16 protein-coding genes and 2 pseudogenes are annotated in these 21,084 nt (G+C 59.2%); 1 reads left to right on the plus strand and 17 read right to left on the minus strand.

Annotated features, from left to right (window positions below; genetic code table 11):
• Window positions 1-87 precede the first annotated feature (87 nt).
• From PSOLE_RS24600 to PSOLE_RS07100, 7 genes and pseudogenes are all read right to left on the minus strand, one after another.
• Entirely contained in the window at window positions 88-282 is a 195-nt protein-coding gene (locus PSOLE_RS24600; protein WP_074861159.1) for an AbrB/MazE/SpoVT family DNA-binding domain-containing protein, read from the minus strand.
• Between the two features lie 144 nt (window positions 283-426).
• On the minus strand, window positions 427-1,329 hold the full coding sequence (locus PSOLE_RS07080; RefSeq protein ID WP_074861157.1) for a GGDEF domain-containing protein: 903 nt from the start codon (window positions 1,327-1,329) through the stop codon (window positions 427-429).
• A 413-nt stretch (window positions 1,330-1,742) separates the two neighbouring features.
• Window positions 1,743-2,107: pseudogene (locus PSOLE_RS07085) on the minus strand (EamA family transporter RarD); the annotation flags it as partial.
• Window positions 2,108-2,351: 244 nt separating this feature from the next.
• On the minus strand, window positions 2,352-2,633 hold the full coding sequence (locus tag PSOLE_RS07090; RefSeq protein WP_074861161.1) for a BPSL0761 family protein: 282 nt from the start codon (window positions 2,631-2,633) through the stop codon (window positions 2,352-2,354).
• 17 nt (window positions 2,634-2,650) lie between these two features.
• Entirely contained in the window at window positions 2,651-3,055 is a 405-nt protein-coding gene (locus PSOLE_RS23630; RefSeq protein WP_074861154.1) for a DUF6957 family protein, read from the minus strand.
• A 143-nt stretch (window positions 3,056-3,198) separates the two neighbouring features.
• On the minus strand, window positions 3,199-4,599 hold the full coding sequence (locus PSOLE_RS07095; protein ID WP_074861152.1) for a DEAD/DEAH box helicase: 1,401 nt from the start codon (window positions 4,597-4,599) through the stop codon (window positions 3,199-3,201).
• On the minus strand, window positions 4,596-5,186 hold the full coding sequence (locus PSOLE_RS07100; protein ID WP_044316199.1) for a hypothetical protein: 591 nt from the start codon (window positions 5,184-5,186) through the stop codon (window positions 4,596-4,598). The genes PSOLE_RS07095 and PSOLE_RS07100 overlap by 4 nt, the downstream gene beginning before the upstream one ends.
• Before the next feature lie 104 nt (window positions 5,187-5,290).
• On the opposite strand from PSOLE_RS07100, the gene PSOLE_RS07105 reads away from it, so the two are divergent.
• On the plus strand, window positions 5,291-5,512 hold the full coding sequence (locus PSOLE_RS07105) for a helix-turn-helix domain-containing protein (protein WP_074861150.1): 222 nt from the start codon (window positions 5,291-5,293) through the stop codon (window positions 5,510-5,512).
• A 31-nt stretch (window positions 5,513-5,543) separates the two neighbouring features.
• Here the strand turns inward: PSOLE_RS07105 and PSOLE_RS07110 are convergent, their stop codons facing one another.
• The 10 genes and pseudogenes from PSOLE_RS07110 to PSOLE_RS07155 all read right to left on the minus strand — a co-directional run bounded on the left by PSOLE_RS07110 (window position 5,544) and on the right by PSOLE_RS07155 (window position 21,038).
• Entirely contained in the window at window positions 5,544-8,732 is a 3,189-nt protein-coding gene (locus PSOLE_RS07110) for a type I restriction endonuclease subunit R (RefSeq protein WP_074861148.1), read from the minus strand.
• A complete protein-coding gene (locus PSOLE_RS07115) occupies window positions 8,733-10,166 on the minus strand; it encodes a restriction endonuclease subunit S domain-containing protein (protein WP_083393770.1) in 1,434 nt (477 codons plus the stop codon). It lies immediately after the preceding gene.
• 20 nt (window positions 10,167-10,186) lie between these two features.
• Window positions 10,187-12,163, minus strand: coding sequence for a type I restriction-modification system subunit M (locus PSOLE_RS07120; protein WP_074861143.1), 1,977 nt, complete (start codon window positions 12,161-12,163; stop codon window positions 10,187-10,189).
• 55 nt (window positions 12,164-12,218) lie between these two features.
• Window positions 12,219-12,854 carry a gamma-mobile-trio protein GmtX gene (gene gmtX / locus PSOLE_RS07125; protein ID WP_074861141.1) on the minus strand — a complete coding sequence of 212 codons (636 nt, stop codon included), beginning with the start codon at window positions 12,852-12,854 and terminating at the stop codon, window positions 12,219-12,221.
• A complete protein-coding gene (locus tag PSOLE_RS07130; protein WP_342210469.1) occupies window positions 12,847-14,817 on the minus strand; it encodes a VPA1269 family protein in 1,971 nt (656 codons plus the stop codon). Before PSOLE_RS07130 ends, gmtX begins: the two co-directional genes overlap by 8 nt.
• A 132-nt stretch (window positions 14,818-14,949) precedes the next feature.
• On the minus strand, window positions 14,950-16,305 hold the full coding sequence (locus PSOLE_RS07135) for an IS1182 family transposase (protein ID WP_074861392.1): 1,356 nt from the start codon (window positions 16,303-16,305) through the stop codon (window positions 14,950-14,952).
• Window positions 16,283-18,142, minus strand: coding sequence for a VPA1269 family protein (locus tag PSOLE_RS07140; protein WP_169716114.1), 1,860 nt, complete (start codon window positions 18,140-18,142; stop codon window positions 16,283-16,285). Before PSOLE_RS07140 ends, PSOLE_RS07135 begins: the two co-directional genes overlap by 23 nt.
• Window positions 18,143-18,158: 16 nt before the next feature.
• Window positions 18,159-19,529, minus strand: a complete 1,371-nt coding sequence (gene gmtY, locus PSOLE_RS07145) for a gamma-mobile-trio recombinase GmtY (protein WP_074855971.1) — start codon at window positions 19,527-19,529, stop codon at window positions 18,159-18,161.
• A gap of 158 nt (window positions 19,530-19,687) precedes the next feature.
• Window positions 19,688-19,801: pseudogene (locus PSOLE_RS07150) on the minus strand (radical SAM protein); the annotation flags it as partial.
• Between the two features lie 268 nt (window positions 19,802-20,069).
• Entirely contained in the window at window positions 20,070-21,038 is a 969-nt protein-coding gene (locus PSOLE_RS07155) for a GTP 3',8-cyclase MoaA (protein WP_017677598.1), read from the minus strand.
• Window positions 21,039-21,084 lie beyond the last annotated feature (46 nt).

Here is a 21,084-nt window from a genome sequence, read left to right on the forward strand (position 1 = left end):
TTACCGGGGCGTTTTTACACACTCTGGGCCGCTAGCCGCCGTTTTGGAGCGAAAGCAGTCAACCACAATCAGACATTGGTTGGATTGCTATGACGAGGCGCCATCAGCTCGTTGCTTGAGTTTCAGGCAAATGTTTTCCTCTCCCGCCTCAACTGACAGCTCATCACCCACACTCCATCTGAGCTGCTTAAGTAGCTCTGATGGAAGCTCAACGATGACGTCTCCGCTGCCATCCCCTGGGTCTTGGCATACAACTCGCCAGCTTTCAGATGTAGTAGTCATAGATTCACCCTCACGCACTAGGCACAGTATGGCAGCTTCATCTTGGGCAGATCCGCTGCAACCTTTCCTAAGCCGCCTCGCGTCCCCTGCCAATGAGCCAGGCATGCCTTTAACGCTCCGAGACAGGCATCGGCCGGCAAACCGTCAGGCTGAAACGATTCTGTCCTTGCCCAGGTTCTTGGCGTCGTACAGTGCACGGTCGGCCCGCTTGAGGGTGTCCTCGTAGGAGCGGTCTTCCGCTGCGATGGCGGTCACGCCCATGCTCGCGGTGACGACCACACTTTTTGCGGAGTACTGGCCCAGCTCTTGTCGGAAGCACTCATGCAGGCGCCTGGCGAGCCGCATGGCCTGCTCGAGGTCGGTTTTGGGCATGGCAACGACGAACTCGTCGCCTCCAAGGCGGCAGGCGGAATCGGTTTTTCGCAGCGTGGAACGGCAGATGTCGGCCACGGCGCGAATGATCTCGTCCCCGACGTGATGCCCCCTGGTGTCGTTGATTGTCTTGAGGTTGTCCAAGTCGAACATCAGGATCGATGTCGGCAGCGCATAGCGCATGGCGGATTCGTAGTGAAGCTTGAGGTCGCGTTCGAGCTTTCTTCGGTTGAATAGCCCGGTCAGCTGATCGGTATCGCTGAGCTCTCGAAGTCTGACTTCCAGCTGGTGCCGTTCCGAGATGTTGCTGGCCACCCACAGCACCACTTCCTCGTCGTCCACTCGGAAATCCAGCGCCTGGATGCGTCCTTCGAACCAGATCGGCTCCGTCGGGCCTTCGTCGGTCAGGCCCTTCACGTCCCGGTTGCTCAGCTCGTACTCCTCCACCAGAAGCTTGCGCGTCTCCAGCGCCCGGCCGATCTGTTCGAGAAACCAGCTGGCCTTCTCGGGCTTGATCAGATCCGGGATGTACAGCCCCACGAGGCCCTTGCCGTCATGGTAGTAGCGCGTGTCCCGGCCACCGAAAACCGCGACGTACCGGCCGCTGCGGGAAAGGATGAAGGCCGGGTCCGGCAAGGCATCGAGGATCCGGGACATCTGGTCAACGTCGATCATGGAGCACTTCTTCTGGAGCCGCCTGGGTGGCGGAGCCTGGTCAGGTGAAAGAAAGAACGCGGTCGTTCCAGCAGAGCGCCGGCGGCAGCGCACGATTGCCGGCGGTGCACGGACCGGCGTCCGACCTATAGTTTTTTGGTGCCGGCATCAAGATACGGAAAATATCATTACGCCATCACAAGGTGAACAGATAACGGTTGCGCGGGATTGCCCCTCCGCTCGCCAGCGGACCGGTGCGCCCAGCATGGTGGGCGCTCACGAGGCTACGCGCACTAGGGGTCGCAGGTATCGAGCCGGCTGCCTGGGTCGCCATACGGTGCCTCCCAGCTTGGCCTCGAGGCGTCACAGCCTCTTCGACAGGTCGTGGCGCCGGAATAAAACGTTCAGTGCGCCGAGACGACCGCCGGCTCGCCCTAGCCCCTCCCCTGGCGCCGGGCGCGGATGCCCTCGATCACAAGCACCAGAACCGCCGCCCAGATGCGCCATAGGTCAACCGCGCCGGCGCGATTCTTTCGCCGAGCAGCAGCGCCACCAGTACCAGCAGTACCGGCTTGACATAACTGAGCAGGCCGAACAGCGCGAGGTTTAGGCGCGTGGCGACGATCATCAGCGCCAGTGCCAAGGCGCTGAGGGCGCCGAGGCCGAAAATCAGCGATTGCAGCCGTGGGTTGTGCATGACCAGCTGCAGGACGGCGCCATCGGCCAAGGCAAAGGCGGCGGCGGCGGCGGCGGCGGCGGCGGCGGCGGCGACCGGCAGGCTGATCATCAGGTCCAGCCAACAGAAAGGAGGACAGATTTATTTAATGGGATCACTGCCCGCTTCTGGCCGGGAGTAGCCCTTTACCAGTGTCTAACTCTGGCCGAGCCCGGCCCGAAGCGTCTGACAGTAGTCGGCCAAGAGGTGACCTTGCAGACCTTGGGCCGCTGATTGGACTGAAGCGTGACAGCGCGAGGCGGTTCCTGAAGAGTTGGCTGAATCAGCAATGAAGTCTTGGCTTCTATTAGTAGTTCCATGTGCTAGATCAGGTTCTGATTTTACAATCTTCCTCAATCGGCTTCTGAATACGACCAGTTTCATCCAGCCTGGCGGTAATGAGCAGGTGAGCTGGAACGGTTCCACCCATTCTGCGGATGTATCCCTCTTTCTCAGCAAGCATGTTCACCTCTCTTGCAGAAGGGTAATGACGCAGAGCGCGCGTAGCCTGGCGTTTTATCTCATCGCTGACCTCGCTGCTGGTTGTCAGGCTGTTGAGGAATCGGCGCACCTCCATAAGTGCGGCAGTGCGTTCGATCGGCATAGTCATGGTGTCTCCGCAGCTCATCAAAATATGCTGGCCACGACAGCTGGTTCTGCTGTCTTCCGGGTTCCTGTGCCCAAGAGGATGTAAACGCTATTTTGGGTTTCAAAAAGGCAGTTACTTTTTCGATCGACCAGGAGCGTGCTTCTGACCCAATCGCCTGGAGAAAATCGACGAGCACTATCTGTTACTACGGTGTGGGCATAGAGAACGATTGGCTGAAAACCTTGCTCTGTAACCAGCGCTTTTTTGTCATCTGAAATATCGAGATCGACGAGAATCCATCGTCTCACTGAACAGTATGGTTTTCCAGGGCAGAGCTCTTGAGCCAGCGCGATGCCAGCTGCCTCATCGTCAGAGGCGTTATGTATTTCCTCGCTTTCACTTGATAGGAAATCACTGATTATTTTGATGCGTGTATCTGTCATTTAATGACCTCCGGCCTGCGACCACGATTACTTTTGCCTGCACTTTGATCCACGTGCTTGCCGTCGATGATTTGCCGAGCCAATGACGCGAACGATCACACAGAATCCACACGCTTCCACTACTCGGGCTATGCGGCGCGACATCAAAAACAAGCCAACAACTGCTGCCTGTAATGTTGAGAAAAGCTGACCTGATAAGCTGGCTCAGCTGCAAAAACAGCTAGCGAAATTGTGTTCGTTGCCCCCGACTCAATAGCCTGACCAGCCCGACCTAAGGCTGCACCATCCATCCCATCGATATGGCCGGCTGTAACAATCAAGTCAGGGTCCAAATCCGGGGTCGGTATCGAAATCCGTACTTCATTCAATACCGCCAAGTCATCCGGCAAGTCATTTGCTATTCGCTCCGCAAAGCCCTGCAGTTTTGGTTCCGCCAGCATGAATAGCCATGCTTGGTGATCAGATTCACCTGTGCGCCGAAGCACCCGTCCAAGTACTTGCCGGTAATGCAGCTCGGTGCGGATACGACTGAGATAGCAGCACACTTGCAGGCGCGGGATGTCGGTGCCTTCGCTGATCATTCCCACGGCGACAATCCAGCGGCAGCCGCTGCTCCGGAATGCATTGATCACCTGCTGCGCATCTGGGGTTTTGTTGGTCACGATACGGCACTCTTCCCCCATTGCTTCCAGAGCGAGTGCAACTTGCTGAGCGTGTTCAATATCGGTGGCCACCACCAAACCAGCTGCATCGGGTTTGGTCTGGTGTAGCTCGTTCAGCTTGTTGCGGCCAAGGTCGAGGGTTGGATTGATCACCTCGTCATGGCGCAGCAGTTCTTCATAGGTGACAGGCGACTCGCCCAACAGCTTGGCTATGCTGGGAAACAGCCTTACGGAACTGTCCGCACCCAGTTCTTCCGTGAGTTTCACTTTCTGATTGTCGAGCAGAACAATGCGAGGGGATCGGCACACACCATCCGCAATGGCATCTTTCAAGCCATAACGGTAATCGCAGATCAGATACCCCTCGGGCGACGAGTAGCGCGCCAGGGCGATGGCCTTGTCGTCCGAACGCCAGGGCGTACCAGACAGGGCTAATGTGAAGGCAGCGCGATCCTGTATCCGGTGCAGTATCTGCTGCCCCCAGGCATTACTGAGCAGGGGATCATGGCCGGCGCAATGGTGGATCTCATCGAAGACCACCAGCACTCGGTAGTCATCAAACAGCTGCCAGAATCCCTCATCACGGTATTCCATGGCCTGATAGGTATAGGCGCCACCGACGGCACCTATCTGGCCGTCGAGACGTCGGCCTAGCACAGTGGCAAAGGTCGAACGAAAACCCTCAACGACCTGGCAGGACGGCGCAAAGCACAGCACCAGATCAATTCTGCCCTGTTCAATCAGTCTGCTGGCCAGCTCAGCGGCCATGCGCGTCTTCCCAGCCCCCGGCGTTGCCTGGCAAAAGAAGTGCGGCGTGACGGTGAAGTGCTCCAGCGCCTTGGTGATGCAGTTGTTCTGCCAACTGCGTAGCGATCTACTCATCGTGGCGTAGCGAGCGTTTTGAGGGTCTTTTCGATGGCGCGTAGATGGCCCAGAAGACGAGAACTGCGATCCCTAGCCTCCAGGTAATCGCCTTCAACCTTGTCCCGCAAATGTGGCATCTCGTCCAGAAGCAGCTTGAATCGCTCCGCCTCGCCCATTGAAGTGAGAAAGTCCAAGCGGATTTCCTTGTGGAGCGCCTCCAGCTGCAAATCCGTATTGGCTGATGGCTTAAGCGGCAAAGCTTCCACGTCGAAAACTGCCGTGTCTGGTTCGGGCATTCCGGCAGCCATCAGGCTGTTCTCAAAACCGTTTTCGATCAGTTCCAGTTGCAGATGTGCCGGAATCGGCTGCAGGTGGTAGACCTGCCCTCGAACACGACGATCCTCATCCTGCGCAACCCAGCCCGCGCGCACTAATCGACGAATCTGCTCATACACATAGCGGCGCACATCGGTGATACGAAAATGTGTGCCACTCAGGCGAGCGGCATAGGCATCGCGCAGTTCACGGGTCGTAAAGGTTGTACGCCCTTGCTCCTGAAGCAGCTCATACAGACGCCTGTCGAAGATAAACGAGGCCGATTTCATTGAGGCACCAGAAGAGTTAACGCGAAAGAAATGCGGATTATAGTCCGTGGCCTGTGTGTCCGCAAACGCACGATAGTGCCGCCTCAAGTTGAATTGAGACGGTCATGGATAAGTTGGCGAAAGCGTTAGGGGAACGCATTCGAGTGCAGAGGAAAGCTTGCCGGATTTCCCAGGATGCACTCGCGCTGTCCTGTAACATCGACCGCAGCTACATGGGCCGAATAGAACGTGGTGAGGTCAACATCACGGTCGAGAAGCTATACCGCATCGCAGGCGAACTCGCCTGCGATCCCTCAAGCCTTCTTCCACGGCCGTCTGAAGTTTAGCCAGCGCAAGTAATGCCACCGCGCAAGAAATTCAGACAGCAGCGCCGCTGTTACTTTGTCCCAAGTCGCCAGCCGACGTCAGCATCTTCAAAATCACCAACGCAAATGCCCGGCTTTTGGTTTCGTTGTCCAGCACTTCCAGCGACAGCTTTTCGTGGTCGGTCATGGCGTCGAGTACGGTGTCGAGCACGCGCTTGGGGAACAGGCCGTGCATCACTTGCTCCACCGAGTGGCTGTTCACCTGGGCCATCACATCCTCTTGGCGGCTGATGCGCTGGGCGATGCCGGTGAGGAATTGCAGTTGGTCGTCGTCGCTCACTTCGGCACCGAAGATGTCGTTCAGCGCCTCGATGATTTCTGACAGGCGCTTTTTCTCTGGGTCATGCGGTTTACCGCTGCCCACGTCACTGCCGGGCTTGAGGGTGTACTCGCCTTCTTCTTCGCTCAAGCGCAGTTGGTGCTCGGCGCGTTTGCTCAGGCGGTAGTGGCTCAGTTGCAGCTCGCCCACGTCCACGTCGTCTTGTAGCAGGCGATCCACGCGCAGCAGCGGGTGCAGGTGCTTGGCGTACACGCAGAGCTGCTCCAGCTCGCGGTCCTCATAGGGCACGATCTGCGAGAGGAACTCGTACAGGCGCACAAAGCTCTGCAGGTTCTTGCGGAACAGGTCGAGCTGGTCCACCTGCTCGCCGGCCTCTTTCAGCGCGTGCTCAGCTTTTTTCAGGCCGGCGCTGTCACCGTTGGCTTCGGCTGTACGCTTGTAATCCAACGCCTGCTGGCGCGACTCCAGCGAGAAGGCATAACGCTTGGCAAAGCGCTCCTTGGCCGGTGTGCAGTAGTAACTCAGCTTGCTGGCCGCCGCCTTGGGGTCGAAGAAGGCCAGCGCAAACGCCGCCACTTCCTCCCAGTGGTAAATGCCCTCGGCATCCAGCTTCTTCTGCAGGTCATAGATGAGCTGCGGGTCGGTCACGTCGGTCAGCTCGGCCTTGGTGTAGTACGGCAGGAAGGCGTCGAGAATGTCCTGGGCGTCGTTGAAGAAGTCGAGGATGAAGGTGGGTTTGCTGTCGCCGAAGGTGCGGTTCAGCCGCGACAGGGTTTGCACGCAGTCCACGCCCTGCAGCTTCTTGTCCACGTACATCGCGCACAGCTTGGGCTGATCGAAGCCGGTCTGGTACTTGTTGGCGGCGATCATCACGTTGAAGTCCTGGGTGTCGAAGGCTTCCGCCAGGTCGCGCCCGTTCAGGCCGGGGTTGAGCAGGCTGCTGCTTTCCGTCACCTCTTCGGGGATCACCCCATCCGGCAGCACACTGCCGGAGAAGGCCACCAGCGGGTGCACATCGGTGTAGCCCATCTGCTGCACATAGGCCTGCACTGCCAACTGGTAACGCACTGCTTCCTGCCGGCTGCTGGTGACCACCATGGCCTTGGCCTGGCCGCCCAGCAGGTGGCGGATATTGGCGCGGAAGTGCTCGACGATCACCTCGACCTTCTGGCTGATGTTGTACGGGTGCAGGCGCACCCAGCGCGCCAGCTTCATGCGCGCCTTCTTCGAGTCCACTTCCTCGTCGTCGCCGTCCGGGTGGGCGATCTTCCAGGCGGTGCTGTAGGTGGTGTAGTTCTGCAGCACGTCGAGGATGAAACCTTCCTCGATGGCCTGGCGCATGGAGTACAGGTGGAATGCCTCGGGCTTGTTGTCGGCACTTGCCGGCAGCGCCGGGTTGGCCGGGCGCCCGAACAGCTCCAGGGTCTTGGCCTTGGGCGTGGCGGTAAAGGCGTAGTAGCTGATGCGCTCGTTGGGCGCACGGGCGGCCACGGCGGCGTCCAGCAGTTCTTCGGCGCTGATCTCTTCGGCATCCGGCGCATCGCTGCCGAGAATCTGCTTGAGCTTGCTGGCCGATGAGCCGGTCTGCGAGGAGTGCGCCTCGTCAGCGATCACCGCATAGCGGCCGCTGGCCAGCTTGGGGTACTTGTCCAGGGCATCGAACAATGCCGGAAAGGTCTGGATGGTGACGATGATGATGCGCGTCTGCTCGGCCAGCGCCTCGGCCAGTTGCTCGGATTTGCTCTGGCTGCCGATATCGCGGGTGATGCACTTGACCACGCCCTGGGCGTGCTCGAACTGGTAGATGGTGTCCTGCAGCTGCTTGTCCAGCACGGTGCGGTCGGTAATCACGATCACCGAGTTGAACAGGCGCTGGCCCTCGGCATCGTAGAGCGAGGCCAGTTGATGCGCCGTCCAGGCAATCGAGTTGGACTTGCCCGAGCCTGCGCTGTGCTGGATCAGGTAACGCTTGCCCGGCCCTTCGGCGCGGGTGGTCTCGATCAGCGTGTTGACCACTTCCCACTGGTGGTAGCGCGGGAAGATCAGGGTTTCCTTGGTGACGCGCTTGCCGTCTGCATCTTCCTTCACGCTCTTCTGCAGATGCAGGAAGCGGCCCAGCACCTTCAGCCAGGCATCCGGTTGGAACAGGCGCTGCCACAGGTAGCCGGTGGCGTACTGGCTGTCATCCGGCGCAGGCGGGTTGCCGGCACCGCCGTCGAGGCTGCCGAGGTTGAACGGCAAAAAGAAGGTGTCCTTGCCGGCCAGCTGGGTGGTCATCGCCACTTCATCCTGGCTCACGGCAAAGTGCACCAGCGCGCCGCGCTTGAAGCTCAAGAGCGGCTCGGGCTTGCGCGTGAGCGGGTCTTTCACCGGGCGGTCGTAGCGGTACTGGCGTTTGGCGTTTTCCACGCTCTGCTTGAACTCGCTTTTCAGCTCCAGCGTGGCGACAGGAATGCCGTTGACGAACAGCACCAGATCCAGACGGGGGTTGTATTCCCCCTCGCGGAAGTGAGGGGAATAAGACACCTCCGGCACCACGCGCAGGCGGTTGCACTGGTAGCGTTTGAGGGTGTCCGGGTTCATGCCGTGGTCGGGCTTGAAGCTGCACACCTCGATCTTCACCCCCGGCAGCTTGAAGCCATGGCGCAGCACATCCAGGGTGCCGTCCTGCTCCAGCTCGCGCACCAGCTTCTGCACCAGCACGCCTTCCGGGTTGTTGGGGTTGGCCTTGGCGAACTTGTCCCAGCGCTCGGGCCAAGCCTCCTTCAAGTAACCAAGAAAGTCCTCGGTATACAGGGCCGTGGAACGGTCGTAGCCGCTGGCCGGGCCGGTGAGCCAACCCTGGGCGACCATCGCGGTGATGATGTCCTGCTGGAATTGGGCTTCCTTGCTGTCCGCCATTTAGTTGGCCTCTGTTACTTCTAATTTTGGGGCTTGGTTGATGGCCGGCGGCTGCCAACCGCGAACATCGATTTTGCCGGTAACGGCGGCGGAGATCAGGGCGGAGCGACGCTCTTGGAGAAGCTCGACTGCAGAGCCACCTTCGGAGATCAACGCATCAATTTCTCCTACCAGCTTGTTGATGTACTCGGCGATGGCAACTTGCTCGTGGCTCGGGGGCACAGCTAGCCAAAAGGCGAGCAAGGATGACTGTGGCAAATTATTGGCCAATCCATTTCCGCCACTCAGCGCTTGTTCTATCTGGGCCCGCATAAACTGAGCATTCATCACCCAAACAAAAAAGGAACTGCTGATCTTTGCCTCCAAGTGGAGGCGAAAGATCTTGTCAGAAAGCATCAGCTTCTCGCGAACCTCTCCAAGCAGCGCAGTGGAACCTACTAATTCAGGTGAACCGCTTGCCCGGGACATCAATATATCGCCAGCACGAACTTCGTATTCAGCTACCGGCTCCAGCCAAGCAGGCAATGTCTTGTTCTCGGAAGGGTCGAATACCCCTCGATTGACACAACCAGCTTTTAGTACTCCCCAGGCATCCTCATCAGCAGGGTTTGCCTCGCATTCGGGGCTCCAGCCTTGCTCGATGGCACTAATTACCCGTCGGACAGAACAAACATCCCAATGCGCCGGCACCTCGCCCAGCCACTCTACGCCGGAGTCTTTCATCGGCACCGTCGGGTCGAGGCCTTTGGTTACGGCGCGGGAGATTACGGCCTGGCGCTTTTCCTTGAGCAGCTCGATCAGGCGCTGCTGCTCTTCGATCAGTGCGTCGATGCGGGCGGTTTCGTGGTCGAGGAAGCGGGCGATTTGGGTTTGTTCGGCAACTGGCGCAACTGGCATCGATAAAGAGCCGAACTGCTCATATGTAATTGTCCTCCCCTCTCTAATCCCAGTTGTTACAGACTGCAAAGCGGAGATGTAAGAGGCGTCTTTGAATAGATATCTGAGATAGCCAGGATTTAGATTTCTCTCATCTTTTCGCCGGAGAACGGTATATGCTGGACTAACACATCCATCATATGCTGAATGCTCAATACCCCCTTGAAAGGATCTGAGGCTAATAACAAAGTCGTTAGACTTTACGGCTCGGAAATTCTCAGTACCAGAAAGCGCCAAAACAACTTTTGTGTCATTCCTTTCCATGAAATCTTTTTGAGGAATAACACCGTATGCTTGGGTAGCAGCTAGCTGCTCAGCATCTGCGCTGGCCGACTCTCTAACATTGCCGAACATTCGCTTAGCAATGAACACAGCCCAGTGCCCGGGAATCTCTCCCAGCCATTCCACACCGGAATCCTTATAAGCCGGATATGCCGGAAAACTACTCGGGCTTTCCCTGCTCTCGCCCTGCGGGCCAACGGCAAAGCCGTTGTTCAAATTTGCTCCCGACAAATTTGTCATGCCGACAGCCCCTCTATCATCTGCTTGATGCGGTCGGTGCAGGCTTTAAGGTCGCGGTCGATCTCTTCCAGCGGGCGCGGCGGCTGGAATACATAGAAGTGGCGGTTGAAAGGAATCTCGAAGCCGACCACACCGACTTCGCCATCCTTTTCATCACGCTTGCTCTCGTCGATCCAGGCATCCGGCACATGGAGTTTTACTTCGCGCTCGAAGTAGTCGTATACCGACTCGCCCAGCGGCACGTTCTCGTTGTCGCGCAGGCCGGCATCGGCTTCCGGCTGGCCTTTGACCATGCAGATATCCGCTTCCGGGTCGCGCTCGCTCAGTGCGTTGAGGATGGCCTTCAGCTCGGGTGTGCTGGGCGATACGTCGTGGGCGTTGAGCGATTTTTTCAGCAGCTTGCTGAACTGCTCGCGGTTGCGGTGCAGCAGGCTGGCATCCATGGCCTGCAGGGCTTCGGTCAGGCGCTGGCGCGCCGGGGCTTCCAGTTTCTCGATGGCTTTTTCTTCCAGCACCTTGGCGATGCGCTCCGGGCTTACCTGGAAGTTCAGGCGCAGCGGACGCTCGACGGTGATACGCCGGTAGCCGAAGGCTTCAACGGGGAAGATTTTGCTCTGCGCAGTTTCCTCGAAGCGGCCATACAGGCGCACCAGTTCGTCGATCTGCTCCTCGGTGAGGTACTGGCGCTTGCTGCCCAGCGACTTGCGCATCTTGGCGAAGTGCTGGCTGCCGTCGATCAGCTGCACCTTGCCCTGGCGCACGGCGGCCTTGTGGTTGCTCAGCACCCATACATAGGTGGCGATGCCGGTGTTGTAGAACATGTCGGTGGGCAGGGCGATGATGGCTTCGACCAGATCGTTCTGCAGCAGGTAGCGGCGAATCTCCGACTCACCCGAACCGGCACCGCCGGTAAACAGCGGCGAGCCGTTGAGGATGATGCCGATGCGCGAACCGCCTTCACGCGGGTCACGCATCTTGCTGACCAGGTGCAACAGGAACAGCAGCGAGCCATCGGACACACGCGGCAGGCCGGGGCCGAAGCGGCCGTTGAAGCCTTTTTCGCTGTGCTCGTCGGTGATCTGCTTCTGGACCTTCTTCCACTCCACGCCGAACGGCGGGTTGCTGAGCATAAAGTCGAAGCGCTTGTCGGCGAGCTGGTCGTCGGACAGGGTGTTGCCCAGCTTGATGTTGGATACGTCCTGGCCCTTGATCAGCATGTCCGCCTTGCAGATGGCGTAGGACTCGGGGTTGAGCTCCTGGCCATGCAGCGACACGGTGACCTGCTGGCTGATGGACTGGATGTACTCGTCGCCCTCGGAAAGGAATCCGCCGGTCCCGGCAGTCGGATCGTAGATGGTGACGATGCTGTTGGGCTTGAGCTTGTCGTCCTGCCCGGTGATTACCAGCGAGGTGGTCAGGTGTACGATATCTCGCGGGGTGAAGTGCTCCCCAGCGGTTTCGTTGGAGCTTTCCGCGAACTTGCGGATCAGCTCTTCGAAGATGATGCCCATGCCGAAGTTGCTGATGCGCTCGGGGCTCAGGTCGGTGGCGGCGAAGCGCTGCACCACCTGATACAGCAGGTTGGCGGCAGAGAGCTGCTGCACGAAGTCTTCAAAGTGAAAGTGCTCGAAGATCTCGCGGGCATCCTTGCTGAAGGACTGCACATAGCTCATCAGGTCGGCGGCGGTCTGGGTGTCGGACAGGGTGCCGAGGGTCAGCGGCGAGGCGTTGAAGAACTGTTGGCCAGCGGCGCGTAGCAGGATCATCTCGCGCACGGTATCGGGACGGCCTTCCTGCGCAAAGGTCTGCTTGATCACCTCATCCTTGGTCGGCGCCAGCACGCATTCCATCCGGCGCAACAGGGTAAACGGCAGGATGATGCGACCGTACTGGGACTGCTTGAAGTCACCGCGCAGCAGGTCGGCAATCGACCAGAGAAAGGCGGCCGTCTGGGAATGGTTTTCCGTATTCACGCAACTGCTCCTTGGAATACGCGCAAAAACGCGAGTCTAACTTAGATGGCGGTTTTCACTTCACCTGCACAGCCAGAACTTTTTCAATGGCATCACGGAAACCCGGCTTGTGGATCGTCCTTCTCTTCACATCCACCAATTCGCCCCTGCTGCCAATCGACAGCCCCACTAGGCCAAGCGACGCCGGATCAATCGCAGCTTTCAACGCTGCCAACTCAGCATCATTCAAGAGCGGCCGAGTGGAAACGGCTTGTCCCGCTGTGCTTCCCAGGATGATCGGTGCGCCACTGTACTTAGCCTTCCGCGACTCCTTGGCCTTGAGCGCCCGCAACTCTTTGGCGAGCAGCCTCACGCTCATGCGCAGCACTGGGTCTTGGATGTGTTCGATCCAATCATTTGGATCAGCCTTTGTCTTACTGGCCTTGGGCAGCGACACGAGTCTCCAAGACTGGATCAGTTCCCGGTAATGCGCGCCGGTCGTATTGACGATGGACTTTTCCCCGGGAACCGGCAGCCCACGGTCTTTGCCAAGGGTGATGATGGTCTTGTAGGAGAAGTCCGAGGAATGCCGCTCATGCAGCAGCCGACACGCTTCATTGATGGCTTCCAGGCTGCGCTTGCGGCGGCTATCGCTGGCCTCGCTCATCAGCCGCCCGTAGGTGTCCTGCGGCGAAACAAGTTGGTCACTCATTAATAGAAGCCTCGTGGGTCAACTGGCACACGCGATTGGGATTAGAGAGAAGCTGTTTGATCTCGGTCGAAATGCGCGTCAGCTCCGGCTCGTGAGCGTCGATGTCGAGCAGCATCAGGTCGCCCGAAAACAGGTCGTCGATCTTTTCCCAGGACCCTAAACGCTGAAGGAGAATCCGGTTCATCTCGTTGGCAACGACCAGCTTCTGTTCGTCATCAAGCCTGTACATGGTCGGTGCCAAGCCGTTGTTCTCGGCCATACGGTCGATGGCCTGGGCGATCAGCGGCACGGCGCGCGAGGGATTGGCCGACCGATAGATAGTCGCGTTCTGGCAGATTTCGGCCAGCAAATGGTAGTTGGTCTTGGACTCTTCAAAAGCGACACCGACTTCGGCAAGATCGCCACCGGCGATTAGTCTGACGCCATTCTCGCCTTCGCCGCTCTGCTCGCCTTCTTTGATGAGTTTCAGGCAGCCTTGGACATAGTGATTGAGGGCTGCATAGTCAGTCAGCAGGCCGTCGAGCTTCCCGGCGCTGAGTTGCTGGTTGGCGCTCGCCTGCTTTCGAATCGAGTGCTGAGTGTCCGGCTGATTGGCCTGGCAGGCGTCATACCAGTCCTGTTCAAGCCGACCGACCTCCGCCGCGTAGCTCTGAAAACGTGCGCTTTCCGCGTGAATCTCCAACGCGAGTTCGTTGGCCAGCGCCACCAGGCCGCCAAGGAACGGAACCCCGGTGACAAAGAACCGACATCGCGGGCAATTTTTCTGCCCGAGATAGCCCGCCTCGACAGGGGCATAAAGACTTTCAACTTTTCTCTCGGCCACAGCCTCGCCGCCGATTTGGCATGCAGCGCCTGACATGGGACAGATGCCGTGATCGAATACCACGCAGGCCGAGTTCGGCACGTCAGATTCGAGCAGCAAGCGATTTCCGTCCGTTGCAATCAGTTGATGGCGAAGCGGCTGTAATCCCTGTGTGCTTACCGCTTCGGCATGGCGCTGAGTTGAGATCTGTGCGGCCCGCTTCTCAGTCTCGCCCATGGTGCGGCGCATCTGATCGTTGTTCAGCCTGATGTAGTAGATCGTCATCACTAGCGAGGCATGACCAACAAGCTTGGAGATAAGGTGAATAGGCGCTTCGCCGTCTGCGATGAACGCCGTGATCAGACTGACACGCAGGCTGTGCGGTGTGTAGGGGCTGATATAGCGCTTATTGTTCGCTTTGGAGCCGGGACTTTCGCTGGCAAGGTTTTCGCCAGTGCGCTGAATCGTGTAGAGCAATTCCGGCAAAGTATGAGTGAAAGCCGTTGTGGTGAATGCCGGCTGACCCGAGGCGTCCGTGCGGAACAGAAAGCATTGGGTGCCACGTGCCTGCAAAATCTTCTCATTGGTTTCGGCACGAAGCTTGATATCAGACCAGCGCGTCGGCTCTTTCAGCGGGTTGTACTTGGCTTGCCAGTCTCGCAGCAAGAGGAACCAATAGAGCAAATCATCAGGAATCCACTCAACTTCGTAGCCACCCTCCTGGCGTCCGGTCTTGTTGGTAGTCACATAGAGCTTTGGCGCGCCCTTGTCGCCGCGCTGTACCGCAGCCTGCGGGCGACGCTTCTTGCTCCCTTTCCCAGCCAGGGGGCCGATGTTCTTCTCCCAGCGAACACCGCCATGCTCAGCATCGAGAACGGCTATCTCTTTATCTGCCTCGCCGCTGTCCAGCCAGAGAATCTGTTGGCCGCGCAGCGCAAAACGCAACAGCGTGTAGAGCGCCACAAAACGAACAGGCGACCAAATCTGATAGCTGTTCACGACTTCGCGCTTGTCTTTCATCTTGCGGTCAGCCTTGACCACGCGCCAGATGCAGTTCGGATCGTCGCGGTCGATCAGCGACTCGTCCACATAAATCCAGTCGGCGCGGGTCGCAAAGAAGTCTTCTAGCAGCTTGTCGGACTTGACCCCGCAAGAAAGGATAGAGCGGGATCAAGGTGCTTTTTGACGCGTTGCCGTTCCTTTCAGACATCTGAGTCCGCTGGCGCGACCCCAAGGACGTATCTGCACGCCTGGGCCGCCGTTTGAGCGGCCTCAGGGCGTACCTTTCTACCTTTACGCGGCACGCAGTACATGCAGGCGCTTGATGTTCCAGGCCATGGTCACCAAGCTCCATTCACCTTGAGCCTTGGCGAGTCCGCGCATGCTCATTTGCCGCCAGCCCATCACCCGCTTGATGATGCCGAACACCGGCTCAACCGTCTGCTTGCGCAGTTTGTACAGCGCTCGGCCACTTTGCGTGCTCAGGCAATGGGCCATCTGCTCGACCGGGTCGCTCGTCTGCGGTGACGGCGAGTCGGCGGCAAAGCGCTCCAGCACGGGCAAATGATGCGATTCGCGCTTGAGCGCCAGCAGCGGTTCGATCTCGGCTGCGTGGCAGGCGCTCACGTTGGCTTGGCTGAAGAAGCCGTTGTCCGCAATCAGCGTTTGCACCTCGCCCAGCGCGGCGGGCAAGGCCGCAATGCGCTGCAGCGTAGGGACCACTTCGCGCTTGTCGTTGCTGGCCTGGGTGACATGCTGTGTGATGACCAGCATCGTCTCGACATCCACCCCGGCCTGAGCGTTGTAGCTCTGCTCGAAGCCGCCGCTTGAGGCGGGCATGATGCGCGATTCTTCATCGGTTAGATTGACTTGATCGCTGTCTTTGGGGCCGGCCGCAGGTGGTTCGGGATCCTTGCCCCGCGGCTTCTTGCCGGCCTTGCGTTGGGCCTGACGCTTGGCCGTCTTGACCTCGAATTCCTGCTGCTCGACGGCGTGTCGCTCAGCCGCGCGCTGCTCGATCTTGGCCTTGGCCTGGGCAATGGCGCTGAGCCGATCTTCACGCCGGGCAATCTCGGCCGGTACATCCATGCCATCGGGCACGGCGGCACGGTCACTGTTCTCGGCCAGCGTCAACAACTGCTGGACTTCCTCGCGTAACTGCACCTCGATCCTGTTGGCATAGCCCCAGGACAAGGCTTTGTGCTTACTGGCGTTGGCATCGATCTTGGTGCCGTCGAGCGCAATGTGGCCAAGCTTGAGCAGCTTCATCTCACGTGCCAGCAGCAGCACCTGGACGAACAGCGATTCGACCGCCGTCAGGAAGCGCCGACGGAACGTGGCCAGGGTGTCGTGGTCGGGGTGAGTGTTGGCCGCCACATAGCGAAACGCCACCGAGTCGTAGGTCGCGCGCTCGATCTTGCGGCTGGAGTGCATGCCGTTGGCGTAGCCGTAGATCAGCAGGCCAAGCAGCACGGCCGGATGGTGTGCGGCCGACCCCCGGCCGGCGTATTGGCCGGTCAGTTCGCGCAGATCGAGTTGCTCGATGACCTCAACCACGAATCGCGCCAAGTGATCATTCGGCAACCATTCGTCTACCGAGGGCGGCAGCAGGTACGCGGTGTCACGGTCAACTGGGACAAAACGGCTCATAGGGACGGGCTCTCGGTAGCAGAGCCCCGATTGTCGCGGATACCCCCAACGCGCGGAAGACTTGGAAAGTCCGACAGACTCCTAGGTGCGGCAAATCCCTCAGGCTGGGCCTAGTCTGCAATACCTGTTCGCCGTTCGGCACGAGGAAATTGCGCGCCCGGAGAATGTATTCATAACCGAGCGGCGGCTTGGTGGACTGGTTGGGCCGGTAGGCCTGCAAGCTATCTGCAAAGCCGGCCAGCAACGTTTGAAAGGGGTTCCGGAACTCAGCAAGCACAATGCGCTCGTCCGCGTCGGCATCGGTGCAGTGTTCATCCAAAAGCCAGCCGAAAAAGGCCGTGATAGCAGCGTGATAAGGCCTTTTTAGGGACTCGGCTTGGGCCTCGATGAACTGATGATAGGCCTCGATGGGGAATGGATTAGCGCGTAGCAGCAGGTACCTGGGTTCGTCGGGAAACCTCTGAACCCGATAGAAACCGCCCACAAAAAACCTGATCGCGGATTTCTTTGTGGAGATGTTCGTTTGGGTCTTCAGCCACCGCTCAACATTTGCCCACATAAGTGGGTAGTCGGCTAGCGCAGCGCTAGGATTGTCATTACCGAGGAACTCGTACCAGTCCACCCAGCCAGCGTCGGCATAGATCTTACCGGGCCTGGCCGGCAGCCGCGGGTCTTCGCTGTAGCGGCTATTGTAGTCGGGCTGATTCTTGATGCCCAGCGCCTGGGCTGCCGCCTGGGCCTCGGCGTAGGTCGGGTAAAAGTCGGGCCGTTCATTACCTAGGAACTCGTACCAGTCCATCCAGCCGGCATCGGCATAGGTTTGGCTGGGTCTGGACGGCAGCCGCGGGTCTTCGCGGTAGCGCTTTTTATAGTCGGGCTGATTCTTAATGCCCAGCGCCTGGGCTGCCGCCTGAGCTTCGGCGTAGGTCGGATAGAGGTCGGGCCGTTCATTGCCGAGGAAGTCGTACCAGTCAATCCATCCAGCGTCGGCATAGACCTCATCGGGGGAGTACGGCAGCCGGGGATCTTCGCGGTAGCGCTTTGCGTACTCGGACTGCCTCTTGATGCCCAGCGCCTGGACTGCCGCCTGGGCCTCGGCGTAGGTCGGGTAAAAGTCGGGCCGTTCATTGTCGAGGAAGACGTACCAGTCAATCCAGCCGGCGTCGGCATAGAACTGACTGGGGTTGAACGGCAGCCGCGGGTCTTCGCGGTAGCGTATTTTGTAGTCGGGCTGGTTCTTGATGCCCAGCGCCCGGACTGCCGCCTGGGCCTCGGCGTAGGTCGTGTAGAAGTCGGGCCGTTCATTGCCGAGGAAGTCGTACCAGTCAATCCAGCCGGCATCGGCATAGACCTCACTGGGGCTGGCTGGCAGCCGCGAGTCTTCGCGGTAGCGCTTTTTATAGTCGGGCTGACTCTTAATGCCCAGCGCCTGGGCTGCCGCCTGAGTCTCGGCGTAGGTCGTGTAGAAGTCGGGCCGTTCATTGCCGAGGAAGTCGTACCAGTCAATCCAGCCGGCATCGGCATAGAACTCATCGGGGCTGGACGGCAGTCGCGGGTCTTCACGGTAGCGCTTGGTGTACTCGGGCTGCCTCTTGACGCCCAGCGCCCGGGCTGCCGCCTGGGCCTCCGCGTAGGTCGTGTAGAAGTCGGGCCGTTCATTGCCGAGGAAGTCGTACCAGTCAATCCAGCCGGCGTCGACATAGAACTGACTGGGGTTGGACGGCAGTCGCAGGTCTTCGCGGTAGCGTTTTTTGTAGTCGGAATGCTTCTTGATGCCCAACGCCTGGGCTGCCACCTGTGCCTCGGCGTAGGTATAAAAATTCTTCTTGGTTGGCATCGGCATCAGTCCTTGGTCAAAGGTCGTGGGAATCATCTGCATACTGCAAGCGCAGCCGCTCCTCCAGGTCTCGGAGACTCTGGCGCATTTGCGCTGTCGTGGGCTGCGTGTAGGTCTGACTCGATGTGATCGACGCATGGTGCATGGCGTTTTTGATCAACAGCGGGGCGGCGCCACCCCGAGCCAGGCGCTGGCCATAGGCATGACGGTGGCCGTGCGGGGTTGTGCCCTCGATCTTCTCGTACGCTAACCCGATTCTCTCAATACCCAACTTGTGAGCCTTGCGGAACATTCGGTGTGAGTAAGGCTGACCGTCGCGGTTGGTAAAGGCATAGGGATGACCTTCGCTGGCCTTCGGCTTTAACCGCTGTTTCAGGTGATAGTCACGCCACAACTCGGCAAAAATCTGCCCGGCTTCATGGGGGAAGAAGAAGACCTCGAAACAGCGTCGGTGCGGGTCGGTTATCAGGCCGTTCTTCCACCCGAGGAACAGCGGGTCGATCGCTTTGACCAGCCGGTTGCGGGGTTGCAGGCCGTATTGGCTTTGAAGGTAAACAGCGCGGTTGGCCTTACCGCCAGGTGCCAGCCCGTATTCAGGGTGATAAATACGTACGATGACCTCCCCGGCCTCTAAGCTAACGTCATCACTCCAAAGCGAGAGCGCTTCGGACAGCCTCAATCCGCCGTAGTGCATGAGGTAGGTAATCAGGACATTTCGAAGGTCTATAGGCCCTCGTGAATCTCGTGACCGCCTGCGGAAACCCTCGCATACCAGCAGCTCGAAGTGTTCCTCTGGAAATGCCTTGGTGGGCGTTTGCCGTTCAACAGGCATCGTCCTTGAGCGCACGGCTCTGGACTGCTTCGTCTGCGACGTGGAACGCCAGAGGTGGGTAAGAAAGGCGTTATCTCTGCGGTGCGAATAGGCAGCCCAATTCAGCCGTTCCTCGTGCCTAGTCGCATGCCGCCAGTGATTGAGTTGCAGCTTGGCGTCTTCGTTGACGACAGCCAGCCAATCGCTAAATCGCGTGACATGGCCGATCAGCTTACCGGCATCGTCCGGTTGCCTTGGTTGCCACCACAGGCCTGAAGGGTCGCAGCTATTGGACACCGTGCCGGTGTAAAGCGCGTCTGAGAACGCCGTGAACAGCGCTCTCGGAGTGTCATAGAAGCCCTGGTTGGCCTCCATGTATTCCAACAGCAACTGCAACGCGAAAGTCGCAGACTCCTGCCAGGAACGGCTCTTGATCCGGTTCAGGTGCATGTATCGAGCGAACTGATCCAGAACGCCATGCTCGGTGACGATAACCGGCAGGATAATCTGAATGCCTGTCGAATCAGCCACAAAGGTTCTGAACTCACGATGAGACGATTCGAGGACAGTTGGCATGAGCGGCCCTACGATATTTCTTAGGTTTATGTACTCGTTTGGGGTAAATCTAGCTCTTAAACTCGTACCACCAAGCCCTCACCAAATAAATATCACGGATATCTATGCTGGATGTGGGCTTTTGAGTTGAGGTTTTGGACCACGTATCGGGGTAATCAGAAGGTGCACTGGTTCCAGGAGCAGCCGTTGGTAACCGGCAGAATCAGCGACTGCGCCTCGCTCGGCGGACGAAACACTGGTTCGATGTAGGCGATGGGAAAGGTGGCGGACATGCAGGCAGTCACTCGGTTGGTTGGCGCCCCGGCAGTTTATCCGGGCCTGGCGTGACTGCCGAGCCACTTAGGCCTTGGCCAAAGCTTCTGCACACCTCTCAGTTTGCGCTGAGGCCGGATGGCACGGCGCTCTGTTTCAACCCATCGACGATGATGGACGTGGGCTAAAGCCCACCCTACAGCACTACTCTTCGGGGCCGGGCGGAGCTCAGCTCCAGCCCACCAGCGATGCTAGACCTGGCCAAATCTCCCAGCAAAGCCGCGAAGCTCAGCCGCCGATGATCTTCATCACGGTGACACCGCCGGAGAAGGCCAGGTCCTGCTTGTCGCCGAGGGCCTTGACCAGCAGACGCTGCAGCGCCGGCAAGGCCTGGTGACGGGGTTTGTCCAGCAGGTCGCCAACGAAGTGGCGGTTGCTCGACGACAGGCAGCCGTGCAACCAGCCGGTAGACGACAGGCGCAGACGCGAGCAGGTACGGCAGAACGGCACGCTTTCGTTGGCAATCACGCCGAAATGACCGGCACCGGGAATGGCGTAACGCATCGCCGTGGCATCCACCGGAGCGCTGGCCTGAACGTACTGGTGACGGCTGCCGATCAGCTCGAGCAGCTCCGGCAGGCCGACGAATTGCTGGTTGAAGGCATTGGGGTCGCGCGCCAGGTGGCCCATGCGCATCAGTTCTATGAAGCGCAGCTCGAAACCGCGTTCCAGGCAGTACTCGAGCAGCGGCAGCACCTGGTCGAGGTTCTGCCCGCGCAACGGCACCATGTTGACCTTGATCTTCATCCCGGCTTCGCGCGCCGCTTCCATGCCAGCCAGCACGGTGGCCAGGTCGCCGCCGCGGGCGATGCTGCGGAAGGCGTCGGCGTCGAGGGTATCGAGGGAAACATTGAGACGGCGGATACCGCATTCGACCAGCAGCGGCAACTTGCGCTCGAGCAACTGGCCGTTGGTGGTGAGGCTGATATCGTCGAGGCCGAGTTGACTGACCTGGCGCAGGAAAGGCTCCAGGCGCGTGCTGACCAGCGGTTCACCACCGGTAATGCGCAAGCGCTCGATACCAGCGGCTTCGATCAGGTAAGCGACGCCACGCGCCATGGCGTCAGCGGAGAGTTCGTCCTGAGCGGCGACCAGACGCTTGCCGTTCGGCACACAGTAGGTGCAGGCGTAGTTGCAGGCGGCGGTCAGGCTGACGCGGAGGTTGCGGAAGCGTCTGCCCTGGCGGTCGACGATCATTGGGAGCTCCAGTTCGTTAAGAACCGGAGTATATCGCTATGTCAGC

Source organism: Pseudomonas oleovorans subsp. oleovorans (assembly GCF_002197815.1).
Classification (GTDB): domain Bacteria; phylum Pseudomonadota; class Gammaproteobacteria; order Pseudomonadales; family Pseudomonadaceae; genus Aquipseudomonas; species Aquipseudomonas oleovorans.

Excerpts from the sequence above, each read along its gene's own strand:
- PSOLE_RS07155 (WP_017677598.1), bottom strand. The coding sequence starts at position 21,038 with ATGATCGTCGACCGCCAGGGCAGACGCTTCCGCAACCTCCGCGTCAGC.
- gmtY (WP_074855971.1), bottom strand. The coding sequence starts at position 19,529 with ATGCCAACTGTCCTCGAATCGTCTCATCGTGAGTTCAGAACCTTTGTG.
- PSOLE_RS07135 (WP_074861392.1), bottom strand. The coding sequence starts at position 16,305 with ATGAGCCGTTTTGTCCCAGTTGACCGTGACACCGCGTACCTGCTGCCG.
- PSOLE_RS07110 (WP_074861148.1), bottom strand. The coding sequence starts at position 8,732 with ATGGCGGACAGCAAGGAAGCCCAATTCCAGCAGGACATCATCACCGCG.
- PSOLE_RS23630 (WP_074861154.1), bottom strand. The coding sequence starts at position 3,055 with ATGACAGATACACGCATCAAAATAATCAGTGATTTCCTATCAAGTGAA.
- PSOLE_RS07095 (WP_074861152.1), bottom strand. The coding sequence starts at position 4,599 with ATGAGTAGATCGCTACGCAGTTGGCAGAACAACTGCATCACCAAGGCG.
- gmtX (WP_074861141.1), bottom strand. The coding sequence starts at position 12,854 with ATGAGTGACCAACTTGTTTCGCCGCAGGACACCTACGGGCGGCTGATG.
- PSOLE_RS07105 (WP_074861150.1), top strand. The coding sequence starts at position 5,291 with ATGGATAAGTTGGCGAAAGCGTTAGGGGAACGCATTCGAGTGCAGAGG.
- PSOLE_RS07080 (WP_074861157.1), bottom strand. The coding sequence starts at position 1,329 with ATGATCGACGTTGACCAGATGTCCCGGATCCTCGATGCCTTGCCGGAC.
- PSOLE_RS07140 (WP_169716114.1), bottom strand. The coding sequence starts at position 18,142 with ATGCCAACCAAGAAGAATTTTTATACCTACGCCGAGGCACAGGTGGCA.
- PSOLE_RS24600 (WP_074861159.1), bottom strand. The coding sequence starts at position 282 with ATGACTACTACATCTGAAAGCTGGCGAGTTGTATGCCAAGACCCAGGG.
- PSOLE_RS07090 (WP_074861161.1), bottom strand. The coding sequence starts at position 2,633 with ATGACTATGCCGATCGAACGCACTGCCGCACTTATGGAGGTGCGCCGA.
- PSOLE_RS07100 (WP_044316199.1), bottom strand. The coding sequence starts at position 5,186 with ATGAAATCGGCCTCGTTTATCTTCGACAGGCGTCTGTATGAGCTGCTT.